The sequence below is a fragment of the Gammaproteobacteria bacterium genome (genome assembly GCA_016199745.1).
In the GTDB taxonomy this organism is placed as follows: domain Bacteria; phylum Pseudomonadota; class Gammaproteobacteria; order Acidiferrobacterales; family Sulfurifustaceae; genus JACQFZ01.
Window position 1 is genome coordinate 42,345 of record JACQFZ010000048.1, and the last position, 16,936, is coordinate 59,280.

Genomic DNA, 16,936 nt, shown 5'->3' on the forward strand with positions numbered 1-16,936 from the left:
CTAGATCAAAACGGCCGAACGGCGATGGGGCGATACTGAAATGCCCCTCTTCCGGAGGGAGAGGGAATCAATCAGAAGTTTCTTATTGAGATTCATAAGGACATGTCATGAGCCAAGCCTATCCTCTGATGTTCAGCGCTGGCCGCATCGGCCGGTTAATTCCGAAAAACCGCTTGGTATTGCCGCCGATGGTCCGCAACTACGCCGATGATGACGGGCACGCGACCGGGCGCTATATCACGCATATCGATCGCATTGCCCGTGGCGGTGTCGGCACGATCATTTTGGAAGCGAGCTTCGTGCGTCAGGACGGCAAGGGATTTCTGAATCAACTCGGTATTCACCACGTCAGCGTTATTCCACGCCTGCGAACGTTGGTCGACGCCGGCCATCATCATGGCGCACTCATGGGCATTCAGCTCTTTCACGGCGGCCGGCAGGCGTCGGCGAAGATCTCGGGCGAGCAACCGGTGGCGCCATCGGCGATTACCGATCCGGTGGTCAATGAATTGCCGCGTGCGTTGAGCGTGGCCGAGATCGGCGAGATCGTGCTTGCTTTCGGCAAGGCCGCTCACCGCGCTTACGTCGCCGGCGTCGACTTCGTCGAGTTGCACGGGGCGCACGGTTATCTGATCGCAGAATTTCTCTCGCCGTTCAGCAATTACCGCAACGATAATTATGGTGGCACGCCGGAGAACCGGCGGCGTTTTCTCGAAGAGGTGTACGCCAGCGTCCGCGCCAGCACCGCGCCGGATTTTCCGATCATTGTCCAGCTTTCGGGGGAGGAAACGCTGCCGGGTGGTTTGACACTCGATGAGACCGTTGCCACAGCCAAACGCCTGGAGCAATTGGGTGTAGCGGCACTGCACATCTCAACCGGCAGCTACGCCACCTATGCGCAGGGCACGATGATCCCACCGATGGCAGTCGAGGACGGCGTGCTACGACCGCTCGCCGAGCGCGTGAAGACGGCGGTCACGATTCCGGTCATTGCCGTTGGCAAGTTGCGCACGCCGGCGATGGTGGAGGAGGTATTGCAAAAAGGCCAAGCGGATTTCGTGGCCTTGGGTCGCAGCTTGCTGGCCGATCCCGACTGGCCGAACAAAGTAGCGGCCGGTCAACCGGCGGAAGTGCGGCACTGCATTGCCTGCAATCAAGGTTGTATCAGTCGGCTGTTCGATCAGAAATCGGTGTGGTGCACAGTCAATCCGGAAGTGAGTCACGAAATGTCGTTCGTCAATTTGCGCGGTGGCGACGGCCGAAAATTATTAGTGATCGGTGGCGGACCCGCGGGCATGACCGCGGCGCGCTACGGCGCCATCGCCGGTTTCAAGGTGACGCTGCACGAATCGCGCGCGGTGCTCGGCGGGCAGCTGCCCGCCGCCGCGGCGGCGCCGCATCGGCAGGATTGGGCGATGCTGCGCGATTATTTGGCCCGCGAGCTCGAGCGACTCGGCGTCGAGGTGCGTCTCAACTCGACGATGAGCGCCGATGATATCGCGCGGCAAAAGCCGTGGGTGGTCATCGTCGCCACCGGCGCTGAGCCAGTGCGGCCGGAGATCCCCGGTTGGGAAGGCATGTGCGTTGCCACCGGACGCGACATCCTCGAACAATCGACCGCGCCTCAGGACCGCATTGTCATCGCCGGCGGCGGTTGCGCCGGCGCACAGACGGCGGAGTATCTTGTGGCACGCGGCAGCGATGTCACCTTGCTCGAAGCCGAGGGCGATATCGCCGTCGACGCACCGATCGACGAACGCACGTTGCTGCTCAGCCGGTTGCAGCACGGCGGCGTCAAACTTATGCCGAATACACGGTTGGTAAACCTCGCGGTCGGCAACGTAGTGACACTGGCGCCGCACGAGACGCGCATGTTGCCGGCGGATATGGTCGTACTGTGTCTCGGCTCTCGGCCGGTGAATGCTGTCGCGAAGGGACTTGGCGACAGCGGCATCCGCCATTATGTGGTCGGCGACGCCGTGCGCCCGCGCAAGGTAACGGACGCGATTGCCGAAGGCGCATTCGCGATTCTCGATCTCGTGGGTACCAAGCTCGATACCGAGGAGCGCGCGCTGATTTATCCGTCTCGGCGTGCGGTGAATAAGAATGCAACTAGCGAGGAGCACGAGGTGACCCATGCATGACCCGGAAAAAATAGCTGCCGGTGTATGGATCGATCATTCGAAGGCAGTGATCGTAACGCTCACCACGGACAACGAGCAGATCGACATCATCGAATCGAATGTGCAATGGCAGCGTCGGCGTAATGGTTCGATAGTGTCGCGGCGACGCGAGCCCCGACCGGCGGACGATCAGCGGACGCGGGATTTCGTTGGCCACTTGAATATCTATTACGACGAGGTCATCGCGAAACTGCATGACGCCGACAGCGTGCTGATATTCGGCCCTGGTCTGGCGAAGGGCGAGTTCGAGCGGCGACTCGACCGAAACAAGATCCGCGGCCAGATCGAAGAGGTCGAGGCAGTCGATAAAATGACGCCGCGGCAAATCGCGGCGAAGGTACGCCACCATTTTCACCGGTAAATTCCACGAATCGGTCAACACCAGCTTAGCCAGCAGAAGGAAAATCGTGGCATGGCGGAAGAAGTAATGGGATTTATCGCGTCGCATCGCCGCGGCAAGCCGGCCCATCAAATCCAGCTACAACTGCGCGAGCTGGCACAGCTGCTTAACTCGATGGACGCAACGCCGTTTCATCACCGCGACCTGGACCGCGATGCAGAAGAGTTTATCGAAAGTTGGGCATTGGAATTTCCGGCGCGTGGCGACTTCGCAATTAGTATTCTGCTCGAAAAGTTTCCACCGGAAGATCCAACGGCGATTGCGACCGAAGCGATCCACAATTACTGCAGAATGGATTTATTTCCAGTAGCTCATGGCCCCACCAATCGTCCATATAACCACGTGCCGGCGAGCATCGCCGCCACGAAGATGATGACCGGCGGCGCGAACGTGACCAGCGCGGTAACCGCCGGACCTGGACAGAATCCGGCGAGTCCCCAGCCGATGCCGAACAGCGCCGCTCCACCGATTAACCGCAGGTCGAGCTCGGTTTTGGTAGGTAACACGAAGCTGGTCGCGAGCAGCGGATGCGGCCGCTTCAATATCCAGTGAAATGCCGGTATCGACACCATTAGTGCGCCGGCGAAGACGACGGCGAGCGTTGGATCCCACTCGCCGGTGATGTCGAGAAAGCCGATGATCTTGGCAGGGTCAACCATCTGTGAGATGACGAGCCCGAGGCCGAACAGAATACCCGAGGCCAGGGCCGAGAGTAGGTACGCTGCCCGGAGGTGTAGTCCATGCGTCATGATTCAGGCTCCCAGTACATGACGTTTGATTAAGACGGTGATGATGGCGCTGAGCTGAAAAACCAACGTCGCCACGATCGAGCGCTTAGAGAAGCGGGCAATACCGCACACCCCGTGGCCGCTGGTGCAACCGCTGCCCATGCGCGTCCCGAACCCGACCAGCAATCCGGCGACGGCCATCGTTGGCCACGATGCTTCAAGCGTGATGCGCAGAGGTTCGCCGCGTGCGAACACGAACGCGAGCGCACCGATCCACAATCCGGCGACGAACATGAAACGCCATCCGAGCTCGCCGCGGCGGGGCGCCAGCAGTCCCCCGACAATGCCGCTGATGCCGGCGATGCGGCCGTTGGCGAATAACAGCAGGGCAGTGCTGATGCCGATCAGGATACCGCCGAGCAAGCCGCTGTAGGGAGTGAAGTTATCTGTCATGGTGTGGGCTACCGGTTGTCGTTAAGGCACCCGGGCTGTTCGGATGCCGGTTTCACAGGACGTCTCAGCCTTGCAGGCTGAGCGTCATCTGTGCACAGTACTCCTTCATCTTCTCCGGCAGATGCGAGGGGCACACGCCGCACTGCCGGTTGCCGGACACCGCGTAGTCGATAAACTTCGGGTACGGCAACTTCAGCTCGCTCATCAACTGTATGAACTGATCGAGGCGTATCTCTAGATTCACGCGCGGATTGCGCTTTTTTTCTTGCGCGATCGTTGACACGCGGCGGCCCTGATAGTCGTGCGCTGGATAAATCAGGCAATCGTCCGGCAGCCGAAACAGCTTTTCGTGGATGCTGCGATACAACGCCGCGGCGCTGCCGTTCTGAAAATCGGTGCGCCCGCAGCCGTCGATGAGTAGCGCATCGCCGGTGAACACACGGTCGTTCCACCAGTAACAAAAATGGTCGTCGGTATGCCCGGGCGTGTAGAGCGGAACCAGACGCACGCTCCCGACCTGTAGAGGCACGCCATCTTCGATCGCCACGTCGGCGCACGCCACGCGGTTCATTGCTGGGAAAGCGATACGACTTCCGGTTTCCTGTTTCAGACGCAACGCGGCGGTGATGTGATCCGCATGGACGTGTGTGTCGACGGTGTATGCGAGCTTTAGACCGAGCGATTTAATCAGCGCCAGGTCACGCTCCCAGGCGGAGTACACCGGATCGATCAAGACCGCCTGCCGCATTTCTGTGCAGCCCACCAAATAAGTGTAAGTGCTCGACAACGGCTCAAACAGCTGGTGAAAAATCATTTGTCCTCCGTGTTCCAACACGGTCGATTCGGCGGACGATATTCTCCGGCACGAAACCAGTCTTGCGAAAGACAGTCGCCCAGGCACGCGTTGCGTCGGCACTGTTGAACGGCGCACTCGATTCGTAAGCGACGGTGACGGCCAGCTCCGGCGGTTGCAGCGGCTCATGGATCCGCTGCTGGTATTCGAGTACAGCGATATCGGCCTCGGAAGCATCGCTCGATGTTCGTTGACGCTCGAGTATACGTGCGCGCAACACGGTGTCGTCGGCGACGATGTCGAGAATCGCGAACGGTACACGCGCGGCTTGCGCCATATCCCGGAAGGGATCGCGCTGCGCGCGTTTGAGGAACGTGGCATCGACGATAACGGAATAGCCGGACTCGATGATGGCATGGGCTAAATCGAGCAGCCGCTCATACGTTAGCCCGCTGTCGTCGGCGCTGTATATTCCAGCGCCGACCGCCGAGGTGGTATGCGCGAGCGCGGGCATGCCATGCTGCCGCTTGCGCTCTACGTCCGAGCGGATGCGCACCGCGCCGATCGCTTCGAGCAGCGGCTGCGTGCAGGTCGTCTTGCCAGTGCCGGAGAAACCGTGGGTGATCATCAGCATCGGCGGTGGGGCGATCGTCTGTTGCTTCGCCAGCGCGATATAGCCGCGGCACTGGCCGAGCAAGCGCGTCTTCTCTGGTGGCGATACGTTCGACTGGTGCGTGCGCAGCGCGTGAACCTTGGCGCGCACCAGCGCGCGGTAGACCCCATAGAACCGAAGCACGCGCAGCCCTTCGTAGTCGCCGGTGATATCGAGGTATCGGTTGAGTAGGCGCTGCGCCAGATCCGTGCGCCTGCGGTCCTGCAGGTCCATGACCACGAACGCGACTTCGTTCATGACATCGATCCAACGCAAGTTGGCACTGAACTCGAGGCAATCGAACAGCGTTACCTGACCATCGACCAGCGCCACGTTGCCGAGATGACAGTCGCCGTGGCACTCGCGCACGAAGCCGGTGCGCTTGCGTTCGCCGAGCTCGGCCTGCAATACCTGGTGCTGGAAATTGGTCCACTGCTCCAAGGAATCGAGATCCGCCAGCTCGGACGATCCACTCAGCGTGGTCTTAAGCTGGCGAAAATTTTCCAGCGCCGGCTGCTCGATCGCAGACGGCGTGCCGTACATGTCATCGGCCGATGCCGTGCTCGCCGATGCATGCAGCGTGGCGATCCTCTCAGCCAGCTGATCGATGTGCGCCGGCGTCAGCTCGCCGCGCGTTAACAACCGACCGAGCAGATGCTCCTGTGAAAAGCGGCGCATCTTCACCGCGTACTCGATCGCTGGCCCGCTGCCGCCGAGCACCGGATGGTCCGCCGTGCCGCTGATGGCAATAACATCCACGTAGAGCCCCGGCGCGGTTCGGCGATTGAGGCGCAGCTCTTCTTCGCAATAGAACTTGCGCGCGCTCAGCGTGCGAAAATCGAGAAAGCCTAGATCGATCGCTTTCTTAATTTTGTAAGCAAACGATCCGACGAGGAATACGTAGGAAATATGCGTTTGCAACAACTCGACGCCGCCATCAGCCGCGTGATCATAGAGCAACAGCTCGTGCAGCGATGCGACGAGTTGTCCCTGGTCGATGGTTAAATATGTGTCCTTGTCTGTCGACATCGTTCCTCACGACGCTATTCGCGGAGAACGACGAATGCGACTTCGCTTTGATAGAGCTTGTCCGGCGGCATTTTCCGCATTGAATTTCTGACCTGAAACCATCAGCCGCGATGCCGTCGGGCAATGCCGCCGATAGTTATTTCGTCCCTGATTTTTCGCCTGATACATCGCCTGGTCCGCGTTATCCAGCAGGTCTTGCGCGTTATCACCATCACCCGGATGTATCGCGACGCCAATGCTCACGGATGCATGTACCTTGTGCCCATCGATCATAAAGGGTCGCGAAATCGTGTCTAGCAATTTAGCGGCGAGCTTATCGGCGATCTCCGGGCCGTCGACATCGGCCTGAAGGACGGCGAACTCATCGCCGCCGAGCCTGGCAACGGTGTCGGTCTTGCGGACAGCGGCGCGTAACCGGTCGGCGACGGTGAGTAACAGACTGTCGCCGCCGTGGTGCCCCAACGTATCGTTGATCGACTTGAAGTTATCGATGTCGACATAGAGTACCGCCAGCGAATTCGGCAGGCGTCCGGACTTGGCGAACGCCTGCTTCAGTGTGTCGAAAAACAAGGCGCGATTCGGCAGGCCGGTCAGTGCGTCATGATAGGCAAGATGTCGCTCGTGTTCGATTTCTTGCTTGCGTCGCGTGACGTCATGGTGAATAGCGACATAGTGAGTAATGACGCCGGTGTGATTGCGCAGGGGAGTGATCACTTGTTCCACGGTAAACAGATTGCCGTCTTTGCGGCGCTCTACGATGTCGTCGCGCCAAGTATTGCCGGCAAGAATCGTTTCCCAAAGTTTTCGATAAAACGCTGTGTCCTGTACGCCGGATTTCAGAATTCGCGGATTCTTGCCGATGATTTCGTCAGACGGGTAACCGCTGATTCGGCAGAAGGCGTCATTGACCCAAACGATGTGGCCTTGCCGGTCGGCGATGAAGACCGGATTATCGATCGCCGTCAGCGCGTTCGCCAACAATTCCGGCGGCAGCGATGATCCGACCGCAGAAGGAGGATGCCTTTGCGCGCACATGGGTGACTCCTTGTCGTATCGCGTTACGCCGATCTTCCTAAAATCGCCTGAAGCCCCGTCATGTCACGCAGGTGCACGTGTTTTTGCTGAATGTCGATCAGACCGGATTGCTGCAACCGCGAGAATACGCGGCTCACGGTTTCGAGTTTCAGCCCAAGATAGCTACCGATCTCCTCGCGCGTCATGCGCAGAATAAATTCGGACGCGGCATAACCGCGCGCGGCGAAGCGTTGCGATAGGCCGAGCAAGAAGGCGGTGACGCGGCCCTCCGCGGGCATCGTGCCGAGCAGCATCATCACGCCTTGATCGCGCACGATTTCGCGGCTCATCATGCGATGGAATTGACGCTGCAAGGTGGGCAAGCGGCTCGCCATTTTTTCGAGGTGCGCGAACGGAATAACGCAAACAACGGCGTCCCCGAGCGCCTTGACGGTTAGGTTGTGCGTGTCGTTCTCAATACCGTCAAGACCGATGATCTCACCGGTCATTTGGAAACCGGTCACTTGTTCGTGACCGTCTTCGGTGATTGCGTAGCTCTTGAAAAAGCCGCTGCGAACGGCGTAGAGCGAATCGAAAGCCGCGCCGGCGCGGTAAAGCGTGTCGCCGCGTTTTAGTTGACGACGAGTGAAGTGCAAGCCATCGAGAAACTCGGCGTCGGTGCCAGTCATGCCGCACGGTAGGCAGAGGTGACGCAGATTGCAACTCGAACACAATGTCGGGCAACGCTCCACATTTGTTGGCGCTGCGCGGCGATTGCTAGGTATCGACATATTGTCGGTCGTACAAAAAGCGGCGGCGGATCCCATGGTGACGTCCTCTTTGAGGTATTGGCTGATCTATTAATAGTTACGCGGGCGCAGCGCCCGCGATAACGTCCTTGATTTTTCCGAACTCACTCGTTTTATCGAAGAACGCGTTTGCACCCGCATCGAGACACGCGCGGCGGATTTGTGCCAGCGGGTAATTAGTCAGCACAATGACGACAGCATTAGGCATCTGCGGGCGAATCATGCGCAGCACATCTGCGCCGGTGCCGCCCTCGAGCTGAAAATCGAGGACGACAAAATCGGGGCGCGTGTTCATGATTCCGATCACCGCATCGATCGGCGTTCCGGCCTCGCCGACAACGGTGACACCGTCAATGGCGCGCACTAACTCAACCAAACGCGCACGCACCGCGACGGAATCTTCGACAATAAAAACGCTCTTTAAAGTAACCGACATTTCCATGGATGAAAGTATCGGTTGGCAATGCCCGCCATCGTATCGGTGGGTGCTGATTCTGCCGGTCAGGATGTTCTGATTTTAGAGGTAGGACGAGGAGGGGTGTGCGTAGGAATTTTCCTACCTGCACGGGCTCGATTGGACGGTTGTGCGATGCGCGATCCGAATCGAGCCGCCGGTAGAGCGGGCGTTAACGAAATTCGATCACCGAGCTGAGTTTCCTTCGCGATCCGTCCTTCCCTTGATTTGCATCAACATGGCCCATTCGCGGCGGCGCTATGCTGGGGCCAACTTAAGACGGAGAAGTCCTGTGACGCCATCCAACCGCATTTGATCGTTTCGGCCTTTGCTGTTTGCCGGGCTAGTCGGCGGCCTCGCTGAGGTTGTATGGATTGTGCTGTATTCGCAGGTTTCAACGCTCAGCGCCGCTGACGTTTCCCGTCAGGTGGTGGGGAGCGTAGCGCCTGCGCTCGCGGGATCGACGTTTGCGCCGGCGCTGGAGGTGACGGTGCACATGGCGCTGTCCGTGTTATTGGTGTTGGCGTTCGGCCTATTGGTGTGGTCGCCGTTGACGCGGAAGCGCGCGTCCGCGCTGACCATCGCCGCCAGCACTGTCGCGCTGGCATTAGTGTGGGCCATCAATTTCTTCGTGGTGCTTCCGTACCTCAATCCTGCGTTCGTGTCGCTGATGCCTTATCCGGTCACGTTCTTTTCCAAACTGCTGTTCGGTTTGGCCGCCGGTTGGTCGTTGTACCGTTTCGACCGAGGCGTCCGCGTGGAGTGGATCGCGGTAAGCAATAGTGAACCAATCAGAGGATGGAGGTAGGAGGCGACATGAGCAAAGAATTTATCTTGATGCTGCATCCGACCTTCGGTGTGCTGGGGATGCTGGCCGCGGTATGGGTTTTCGTCGAAGTGATCAACGTGAGCGACGCCAACCGCCACCGCATCAACACGGCGAGCGTTGTGGTCGCCGTGTTGATCTGGCTGTCGTTCCTCTTCGGCGGATACTGGTACGTACAGTTCTACGGCGCAGACAAGGCCATCATCAAACAAGGGCCGTGGCCATTTGCGCACAGCTTCTTCATGGAAACGAAGGAACATCTCTTTCTGGTGCTGCTCCTCTTCTGGTGCTGCTCCTCATCAGCACCTACCTACCGATCGCGGTTTCTGGCACGACATCGGCAAATCAATTGGTGACGGACCGTGGCGCGCGCCATCTCGTGCTGACGCTGTCGGCGCTGGTCGTGTTATTGGGGCTGGCAATGGAAGGTTCCGGGGCCATCGTCGGCCTCGGCGTGAAGCTGGGTCTACTGGGGAAATAGCGATGGCGACACAAATACAAGTCAGGTATATCTGGGCGTTTGGTTGGTCGTTGGTAATCGTAAGCGTACTGAGCTCCTTGTTAGTCATCTTCAAGGAGACGAACGTGGCCATCAAGGCGCTCATGCAAACAGCGACCGGACATCATTGGGTCACGCACAGCATCATCGTACTCATGTTGTTCATCGTCCTTGGGTGGTTGCTCTCTAAAGCAGGCGCGACGAGCGCGGGCAACGGCGGTCTAAACGCGCTTGCAGTCATCATTATGGTTGCGACGATTATCAGCGGCCTTATGCTCGCCGGCTTCTTCCTGCTCCACTAGTGGTGCCACCCACCAGAAGGTACGCTTGCCCCGATTTCTCTTGGCTGTAGGATCCGATAACTCGATTCGAGCGGTTGAATATGCTTTGAAGCAGTTGGATCGCGGTACCGTTCTAACGCAGGAGTCACGATGCAGCTAACCTTTCTCGGTGCCACGGGAACTGTCACCGGGTCGAAGTATCTGGTGAGCACGAGCGACAAAAAACTTCTCGTGGACTGCGGGCTGTTCCAGGGTTACAAACAGCTACGCCTGCGCAACTGGGCGCCGTTGCCGATTGCGCCACGAGACGTTGATGCCGTCATTCTGACCCACGCGCATCTGGACCACAGCGGTTACTTACCACTGCTGGTCAAGAACGGATTCAAAGGTACGGTGTATTGCAGCGAGGCGACACGCGACCTCTGTGCAATCCTGTTGCCTGACAGCGGGGCGGGGTAGTGCTGCACCTGCGACCGGCGGGGCATCTGCTCGGCGCCGCGCTTGTTCAGTTGCGTGGCGATGGCACCACATTGCTGTTTAGCGGCGATCTCGGGCGACCGCACGATCCTATTATGGCGGCGCCGTTGGCGGTCGGGCGAGTGGATTATCTCGTCATCGAATCCACTTACGGTAACCGACGCCACGATCCCACCGATCCCAAAGAAAAACTGGCCGAGGTTATCAACCGAACCGTCAAACGCGGCGGCACGGTTATTGTCCCGGCATTCGCGGTCGGACGCGCGCAGACGTTGATGTACCTGATTCACCTGCCGAAGGAGGCCGGCCGGATTCCCGATATCCCGGTGTTCCTCAACAGCTCTACGCTCGGCGCCGCCATGCTGAACGGCGCCGAGACCGTCAAGATTCACGGCGACTGCGGGCCGAGGTGGCGAGCATCGACAATCTCTCCGCACACGCCGACTACACCGAGATCCTCGACTCCACGATCCAAATTTGGATAAATTGACACCCAAATCGGCAATGACTTGGGGCTCATCAAACACGTTGCGATTGGCAGACTGCCGGGAACTATCGAAAAAATATCTCGGTAGGATCGATCACCCCACAATGATCGTTTTTAACGTCGATCAAAAATCAATCGCGCGATTGGCTTTCTTTTTCCGTTGTTCGCCGCGCCGATCATACGCCGCCGTCGTGCGCACGTCGGCGTGTCCGACGATGTCGGCCACGGTCTTGATGTCTTCGCCGTGATCGAGCAAGTACGAGATGAAGGAGCCGCGCAAATCATGGGGCGAAAAGCGTTTGACCCCGGTGAACGCGATCAACCGTTTGATCAGGTAATACACGGCTTGATCGGTGAGCCGTTCCTGGGTGATGACGCCGCCTTTGCGAATACGGCAAAAGAGCGGACCGTCGCCGGCACATCGACCACCGTCGATCCATTCGTTCACCATCTCCCAGGCGCGCGCCGGTGGATAGACCAGGCGCTCTTTGTTGCCTTTGCCGAGAATGCGAATGCTGCGTTCCGAGGGATCGAGATGGGCCCGATCGAGGCTCACGACTTCCGAGCGGCGCAGTCCGCAGCCATAGAGCAACCCGAGCAAGGCGGCGTCGCGCAACCCTTGTAAGCGATCGTCGACCAAACAGTGATCGAGCAGGGCGGTGATGTCGTCCTTAGCGAGCCAGCGACGCTTCTGAACGCGGTGGCCGCGAATCGATCGGGTGTTCTTGATCCGCAGGTAACGATGGTCGCTGATAAGTTTCAGCTCCCAGGCCTGCAGCGCCACGCCTTTGAGCAACGACAACGTGGCATTGATCGTGTCGGGCGCGCAGTGATCGACGGTCAGGGCTTCCTTGGCCAACAACAACCACGGACGATCGAAATCCCGCCAGGGAATCTGCCGCCAGTGCTCGAGTTGCAACAGCCGGGCGAAGCGATTGAGCCGCGATTGCATGACCCGCCGGCTTTGCACGGAGCCCAAGGTGGCCAGATACAGCGCGGCTGGGTTGGTCAACGCGGCGGTCTGATCACTCAGTGCCGGCATCGTGTCGGACGGCAAAACGGGAACAATGGACGGCATGGCCGGGGTAGCGACTTTTGGTGAACTAGGCGGAAAGTATAGTCGCTAGTTTTGAAAAGATACATTTACATAAGTAATATATTGATCTATTTGTCATGTAAAATAATGTATCCGTCCTACAGTACAAAATACTCGGAGACCGTCATGGGCCGTATTGGCGTCAGCGAATACCAGGTTTTTCAGGCGGCGGATCGGTTGGTGGCCGATGGCGTTAAGCCATCGGTCGACACAGTGCGGCAGGAACTGGGGAACACCGGAAGCCGAACGACCATCAATAAGTACCTAAAGTCCTGGCGTGAACGACAGGCTCAACGTGAACATGCCGGCGTCAATCTCAGCGATCATTTGTTGCAGGTGTTACGAGAGCAATCCGAGATCATTCTGTTGGCAATCGAATCCACCGCGCAGGCTAAATTCGAGGCAAAATCACGAGAACATGAAGCCGCGGTGGAACAGCAGCGCCAACGGTTGAGTGAACAGGACGCCGAGGTAGCTCGATGTCGAACGCAACTAGCAGAGCTTGATGACATACGTGTTCAACAGCTCAGCGTGTTGCAACAACAGCAAGCGCAGCTAACTGATGCACGGGAAGACAATCAATCGTTACGAGAGCGGTTGGCCAAAGAAACCGGGCGACGCGAAACGTTGGAAGGTGCGATGACTGAACAAGACCGCCAACTGGGGGCTATTCAAAAAGAATTGAAAACAATCCAGAACCGTCATGAAATTCTGACCGAGGCGCATGCCACCAAAGCGGCCGAATTACACCGGCTTCAGCAACGCGAACGCGAGCAATGCCAGCTAGTGACAGAAAGAAATGCAGAAATCAAACGTCTCCACCGAGAGCTGCGAACGGCAAAACAGAGAGGTGAGAAAGACATGAGCCGGCTGATGACATCCGTGCGGCAGCTCGCCAAGTCACAACGTACCCAACGTGCCACTCGACGTAAGCCGGCCGCAAACAATGGATAAACGCCCAGAGTCGGACCCTTTTGCTTCAGTAATTCGCGTCCACGATAGGCGCGTAAAATCATGACAATGATCACGTCTCCTGAACCACCCCAACGAATCGGCGCCGCCATCGGCGAACTCCGTCGTATTAGCGGTTTAGCTTGGGATCAGCTTTGCCGTCTCTTTCAGATGGATCGGCCATCGTTTCACGCGTGGGCTAGCGGTCAAACCATGACACCCGCGGACGAAGAACGCTTGCGGCAAGTACTTGCAGCGATCCGTAGAATCGATCGTGGTGCATCGGATATAAATCGCATTGAACTGTTTACGAAATGATCCGATGGTAGCGTTGCATTCGATCTGCTAGTCAGCGGCCAGTATGAGCAGTTCATCATGTTGATAGGTCCGCCACCGACAGCGCCCCAACGACTACGACCCGGACCGCCCGCCGACGACGTCATTGCGGCACGCAGGCCACCTCCGCCTGCTGAGCTCGTCGGCGCTCTCCAAGATCGCGCTCACGTTGAACCGAAGGGATCGCGGATAGCAAAGAGCATGAAAAATAGATCCCGGCCGATCGCCGAGATTATGCGTGAGCATGGTTTCCCTGAGCCCACCAAAGAAGAACGCGCGGAGCGAGTGCGACGCGCTAGTCGAGTAGCAAGTCGAGAAGATGATGGCGTGGACCCGGCTAGCGATCCAGACAGTCCTGAACCAGATTAAAAAAGTGGTACTGAAAATATTCCCGTACGCCCTTATTCAGCCAACAATCTCCATCGCTGCGCGAAGGCGCGCTTGAGAGCGGCGTTGGGGCAGGCGGATTGAGCAGCGCTTGGGCGTGGGACACTTTTCTTTCAACGGACGGAAGGCATAGATGGAGAACCAAATCTCCCAAAAGCGGCTGCAGGAAGAACGATGGCGGGGGATTTCGTAGTTTTAGTTCCTAACTTTCCGTATTTTTAGTTCGCCCGAGTAGTGTGGCCGCCAAGGATTAACACTGTTACCGCACCTAGAATCTTGTATTTAACATAACATACATTATGCGTCATTTAGTTAATGTTCCTGCATGTCTTCTAGCCGCCGTTTGTGCCAGGCGAACTAACATATGGGCTCTTTTCGGAACTAAAATTGCTCACTCGCTCACTCCAATAAAACTTCGGATTGCATTCAAATAAAGTTTGGTAAGAAGCATTCCTTCGTAATGCGAAGGACAAAATACTCCACCGCCGGACCGAAATTATATCCGGCGGTGGCGATCAGTCCGTCGTTACTTGGCCGCCCATACCGCGAAGCGTTTCTCAATCTCGTCGCCGTTATCGGTCCAGAACTGCAGGTTGTGTTGCACGGCGTTTTTCAGGTTAATCGGTGCCGTCGGTAGGTTCGCTAGATGATTGCCTTCCAACCGATTGAGCGCATTCAAGTTGGTCGGTCCATATGAGATGTTGCGCGCGTACGCAATCTGCGACTCCGGTGTGCTGGCGAACTTGATATAAGCGAGGGCGCTGTCTTTGTGCTTCGTGCCCTTCGGAATGACCCAGTAGTCGATATCGTAGATGTTGCCCGCGCGAAAATTGACTTTCAAGTTCTTGCCTTCGCGTTGGGCGGCGTCGATGCGGCCGTTGTACGCCGTGCTCATAACGACATCACCGGCGACCAACATTTGCGGCGGCTGCGAGCCCGCTTCCCACCATTGGATGTTCGGCTTCAGCTCGGTGAGTTTCTTGAACGCGCGGTCGACGCCTTCCGGTGTCGATAGCACTTTATAGACATCCGGCGCCGGCACACCATCCGCCATCAGCGCAAACTCGAGGTTGTAGCGTGCGCCTTTGCGCATACCGCGTTTGCCAGGAACTTTTTTGACGTTCCAGAAATCGGCCCACGTGGTCGGCGTATATTTCAAATTATCAGCGTTGAACGCCAGCACGGTCGACCACACGAACGCACCGATGCCGCATTCATGAATCGCCGCCGGTAGGAAGGTCTTGGTATCAACCAAGCTCTTAGCATCCAACCGTTCATACAAACCCTCTTCGCAGCCGCGGCCGATGTCGCCAGACTCGACTTCAACCACATCCCATACAACGTTCTTACTGTCGACCATGGCCTTAATCTTGGCCTGCTCGCCGGCATATTCGACAACGGTTACGTTGGTTCCGGTCGTCTTGCCGAATGGTTGGATGTAGGCGGGTTTCATCGCGATGCTAACGGCACCACCGAAATTAACGACGGTGAGGTCCTTGGCAACGGCGGTGGATCCAACAACAGTGGATAGCACAACGACTACCGACTTCATGACACTTTTCATCGTTTTCTCCGTTTTACATGGGGATTTGACTGGACGTTGTTCACCTGTATGTTCATCAACGACAAAATGCACCGGGGCACAAGGAAAAGGCGGCGAGGCTGCTGAATGGCGATACACGTGTCACGACGATCTCCTTGTCGAAATATCGTAATAATAGTTATAAAAAATAATGCCGATAAGTGAATGATAAGAAAGACAATAAGGTATTCGTCACGTTCGAATTCTCGTCTTTCCGGAAATGGACGTTCTGCGCTAGGAATCATGCTTAGCTCGGGATACCGTCCAAGTTTTGCCCAACCAACAGGTCAACAGTAGGCTCGATTACCGGGCCAGGTATACAAGGAACTGACTATTGTTTCCAAGAACTGAGGAAACGCCTCCTTCATTCTTTTTGGGAAGAGTTTCCTTAGGGCCTGAGAATATTCATTTCGCATGCTTATTTTGGTACGAATAACGTCTTAATTCAGCGGCGCGTCAGGAGTTCGCTGATTGAATCTGCAGAGAACTTTGGAACCCAATTACGCGCCCCCTGCCCTGCTTGCCGCTGAGTAAACATTGCAACCTTGGTATCGTCCGGTTACAGCATCATGCGGTGCCTTCTGGCTTCCATTTGGCAATCGTCTGCTCGTAGTGCTCAATCTTCGCCTGAAGCGCCCGCGGGGTAAATCCGATCACTGTCGCCGCGAGCACCTGGTCTCCTTCACAGATTCCGAGGGCAGCGTAAATAATCCGCTTCTGGAATTCAGCGAGGGACGCATTGAGTGTTATCGGCGGCGACTTCTTGAAGAAGTCCTCCGCCATCTGTTCTTGCAGAACAGCAATGGTCTTATTCAGTTCTCGCCGCAACGCGGCGATCTCAACGCTCCTGTGACACATCATCTTCCGTGATTCGATTAATGGAACTCATTCTTCCGAACGGCCAGCGTTAGGTCGGTTTTAAGTGTTATCGCGGCGCGTGCAAGCGCTGCATGAAGATGAGGGATCAGTTGGGTAAGCAGATAGCTGTGTTTTTTTCCAAGTCGCGCGGGAATGCGAATGAAACAAAAATACGCAGCGAGTTCATCACCCATATCCGCCATACCATGAACGGCCGCGTTACGGTAATCGTGTGCACGCAAAGCATCGAGCCATGCCTTAGCACGACGATTGAGATCTATTCCAAATGCGGCTTCCACGTCATCGGCTAATTCGATCATCAGCGGCGCGCGCGATTTACACCAACGCGACACCAACAGGCGTTCGATTTGTTCGTCCATCGGATCCAACGCTTCTATCACCTTAGTGGGTAAATTGGAAAACAGTGATCGCACGGGCCGTTGGTACTTTCCTGTGATATCGGCAATGCCGCAGATAAAGCCACCGTGCGGCAGCACCTGCTGTAACCTGACATCAACACAGGTCATAAACTGCTCGATGCCTTTTATCTTTCCAAGTTCATTAACAATATCAATGACGGCGACGTGTTCCACTGCCGTCAGGTCAGGACTGCCTGGTTCTGTCATAGCGCAGCGTTACTA

At 57.1% G+C, this 16,936-nt stretch carries 16 protein-coding genes and 2 pseudogenes; 7 read left to right on the forward strand and 11 right to left on the reverse strand.

Features of this window, described 5'->3' with window-relative positions; genetic code table 11:
- Positions 1-107 precede the first annotated feature (107 nt).
- Both HY308_11470 and HY308_11475 read left to right on the forward strand, forming a co-directional pair.
- Complete coding sequence (locus tag HY308_11470) at positions 108-2,144, forward strand: FAD-dependent oxidoreductase (GenBank protein ID MBI3898901.1); 2,037 nt, start codon at positions 108-110, stop codon at positions 2,142-2,144.
- The gene (locus tag HY308_11475; GenBank protein MBI3898902.1) at positions 2,137-2,544 is read left to right on the forward strand and encodes a hypothetical protein; all 408 of its coding nucleotides are present in this window, start codon (positions 2,137-2,139) and stop codon (positions 2,542-2,544) included. The genes HY308_11470 and HY308_11475 overlap by 8 nt, the downstream gene beginning before the upstream one ends.
- 350 nt (positions 2,545-2,894) lie before the next feature.
- Here HY308_11475 and HY308_11480 read toward each other — a convergent pair whose 3' ends face one another.
- The 7 genes from HY308_11480 to HY308_11510 all read right to left on the reverse strand — a co-directional run bounded on the left by HY308_11480 (position 2,895) and on the right by HY308_11510 (position 8,497).
- On the reverse strand, positions 2,895-3,332 hold the full coding sequence (locus tag HY308_11480) for a YeeE/YedE family protein (GenBank protein MBI3898903.1): 438 nt from the start codon (positions 3,330-3,332) through the stop codon (positions 2,895-2,897).
- A 3-nt stretch (positions 3,333-3,335) separates the two neighbouring features.
- Positions 3,336-3,764, reverse strand: coding sequence for a YeeE/YedE family protein (locus HY308_11485; GenBank protein ID MBI3898904.1), 429 nt, complete (start codon positions 3,762-3,764; stop codon positions 3,336-3,338).
- 64 nt (positions 3,765-3,828) lie between these two features.
- Entirely contained in the window at positions 3,829-4,578 is a 750-nt protein-coding gene (locus HY308_11490; protein MBI3898905.1) for an MBL fold metallo-hydrolase, read from the reverse strand.
- Positions 4,556-6,238, reverse strand: a complete 1,683-nt coding sequence (locus HY308_11495) for an AAA family ATPase (protein ID MBI3898906.1) — start codon at positions 6,236-6,238, stop codon at positions 4,556-4,558. The genes HY308_11490 and HY308_11495 overlap by 23 nt, the downstream gene beginning before the upstream one ends.
- A 6-nt stretch (positions 6,239-6,244) precedes the next feature.
- Entirely contained in the window at positions 6,245-7,273 is a 1,029-nt protein-coding gene (locus HY308_11500; GenBank protein ID MBI3898907.1) for a diguanylate cyclase, read from the reverse strand.
- A 23-nt stretch (positions 7,274-7,296) separates the two neighbouring features.
- Entirely contained in the window at positions 7,297-8,043 is a 747-nt protein-coding gene (gene fnr / locus HY308_11505) for a fumarate/nitrate reduction transcriptional regulator Fnr (GenBank protein MBI3898908.1), read from the reverse strand.
- Positions 8,044-8,119: 76 nt separating this feature from the next.
- Entirely contained in the window at positions 8,120-8,497 is a 378-nt protein-coding gene (locus HY308_11510) for a response regulator transcription factor (GenBank protein MBI3898909.1), read from the reverse strand.
- A gap of 346 nt (positions 8,498-8,843) precedes the next feature.
- Between HY308_11510 and HY308_11515 the strand changes: the two genes are divergently transcribed.
- The 4 genes and pseudogenes from HY308_11515 to HY308_11530 all read left to right on the forward strand — a co-directional run bounded on the left by HY308_11515 (position 8,844) and on the right by HY308_11530 (position 11,083).
- Positions 8,844-9,323 carry a hypothetical protein gene (locus HY308_11515; protein ID MBI3898910.1) on the forward strand — a complete coding sequence of 160 codons (480 nt, stop codon included), beginning with the start codon at positions 8,844-8,846 and terminating at the stop codon, positions 9,321-9,323.
- Positions 9,324-9,331: 8 nt separating this feature from the next.
- Positions 9,332-9,822 (forward strand): annotated as a pseudogene (locus HY308_11520) (hypothetical protein).
- Between the two features lie 2 nt (positions 9,823-9,824).
- Positions 9,825-10,142: a hypothetical protein gene (locus HY308_11525; GenBank protein ID MBI3898911.1), complete on the forward strand. Its 318-nt coding sequence runs from the start codon at positions 9,825-9,827 to the stop codon at positions 10,140-10,142.
- Positions 10,143-10,271: 129 nt separating this feature from the next.
- A pseudogene (locus HY308_11530) lies at positions 10,272-11,083 on the forward strand (MBL fold metallo-hydrolase).
- Positions 11,084-11,209: 126 nt separating this feature from the next.
- Here HY308_11530 and HY308_11535 read toward each other — a convergent pair.
- Positions 11,210-12,163: a tyrosine-type recombinase/integrase gene (locus HY308_11535; GenBank protein ID MBI3898912.1), complete on the reverse strand. Its 954-nt coding sequence runs from the start codon at positions 12,161-12,163 to the stop codon at positions 11,210-11,212.
- Positions 12,164-12,307: 144 nt separating this feature from the next.
- Here HY308_11535 and HY308_11540 point away from each other — a divergent pair, with 144 nt between their 5' ends.
- Entirely contained in the window at positions 12,308-13,135 is an 828-nt protein-coding gene (locus HY308_11540) for a DNA-binding protein (protein MBI3898913.1), read from the forward strand.
- 1,246 nt (positions 13,136-14,381) lie between these two features.
- Here HY308_11540 and HY308_11545 read toward each other — a convergent pair.
- The 3 genes from HY308_11545 to HY308_11555 form a co-directional block, all read right to left on the reverse strand.
- Positions 14,382-15,407, reverse strand: coding sequence for an ABC transporter substrate-binding protein (locus HY308_11545; protein ID MBI3898914.1), 1,026 nt, complete (start codon positions 15,405-15,407; stop codon positions 14,382-14,384).
- 597 nt (positions 15,408-16,004) lie between these two features.
- Positions 16,005-16,298 carry a hypothetical protein gene (locus HY308_11550; protein MBI3898915.1) on the reverse strand — a complete coding sequence of 98 codons (294 nt, stop codon included), beginning with the start codon at positions 16,296-16,298 and terminating at the stop codon, positions 16,005-16,007.
- Positions 16,299-16,312: 14 nt separating this feature from the next.
- Positions 16,313-16,921, reverse strand: coding sequence for a hypothetical protein (locus HY308_11555; protein ID MBI3898916.1), 609 nt, complete (start codon positions 16,919-16,921; stop codon positions 16,313-16,315).
- Positions 16,922-16,936: the final 15 nt, after the last annotated feature.

Bases quoted from the DNA above. Each gene is read 5' to 3' on its own strand.
- HY308_11470 (MBI3898901.1), top strand. From the start codon at position 108: ATGAGCCAAGCCTATCCTCTGATGTTCAGCGCTGGCCGCATCGGCCGG.
- HY308_11475 (MBI3898902.1), top strand. From the start codon at position 2,137: ATGCATGACCCGGAAAAAATAGCTGCCGGTGTATGGATCGATCATTCG.
- HY308_11480 (MBI3898903.1), bottom strand. From the start codon at position 3,332: ATGACGCATGGACTACACCTCCGGGCAGCGTACCTACTCTCGGCCCTG.
- HY308_11485 (MBI3898904.1), bottom strand. From the start codon at position 3,764: ATGACAGATAACTTCACTCCCTACAGCGGCTTGCTCGGCGGTATCCTG.
- HY308_11490 (MBI3898905.1), bottom strand. From the start codon at position 4,578: ATGATTTTTCACCAGCTGTTTGAGCCGTTGTCGAGCACTTACACTTAT.
- HY308_11495 (MBI3898906.1), bottom strand. From the start codon at position 6,238: ATGTCGACAGACAAGGACACATATTTAACCATCGACCAGGGACAACTC.
- HY308_11500 (MBI3898907.1), bottom strand. From the start codon at position 7,273: ATGTGCGCGCAAAGGCATCCTCCTTCTGCGGTCGGATCATCGCTGCCG.
- fnr (MBI3898908.1), bottom strand. From the start codon at position 8,043: ATGTCGATACCTAGCAATCGCCGCGCAGCGCCAACAAATGTGGAGCGT.
- HY308_11510 (MBI3898909.1), bottom strand. From the start codon at position 8,497: ATGTCGGTTACTTTAAAGAGCGTTTTTATTGTCGAAGATTCCGTCGCG.
- HY308_11525 (MBI3898911.1), top strand. From the start codon at position 9,825: ATGGCGACACAAATACAAGTCAGGTATATCTGGGCGTTTGGTTGGTCG.
- HY308_11535 (MBI3898912.1), bottom strand. From the start codon at position 12,163: ATGCCGTCCATTGTTCCCGTTTTGCCGTCCGACACGATGCCGGCACTG.
- HY308_11540 (MBI3898913.1), top strand. From the start codon at position 12,308: ATGGGCCGTATTGGCGTCAGCGAATACCAGGTTTTTCAGGCGGCGGAT.
- HY308_11545 (MBI3898914.1), bottom strand. From the start codon at position 15,407: ATGAAGTCGGTAGTCGTTGTGCTATCCACTGTTGTTGGATCCACCGCC.
- HY308_11550 (MBI3898915.1), bottom strand. From the start codon at position 16,298: ATGATGTGTCACAGGAGCGTTGAGATCGCCGCGTTGCGGCGAGAACTG.
- HY308_11555 (MBI3898916.1), bottom strand. From the start codon at position 16,921: ATGACAGAACCAGGCAGTCCTGACCTGACGGCAGTGGAACACGTCGCC.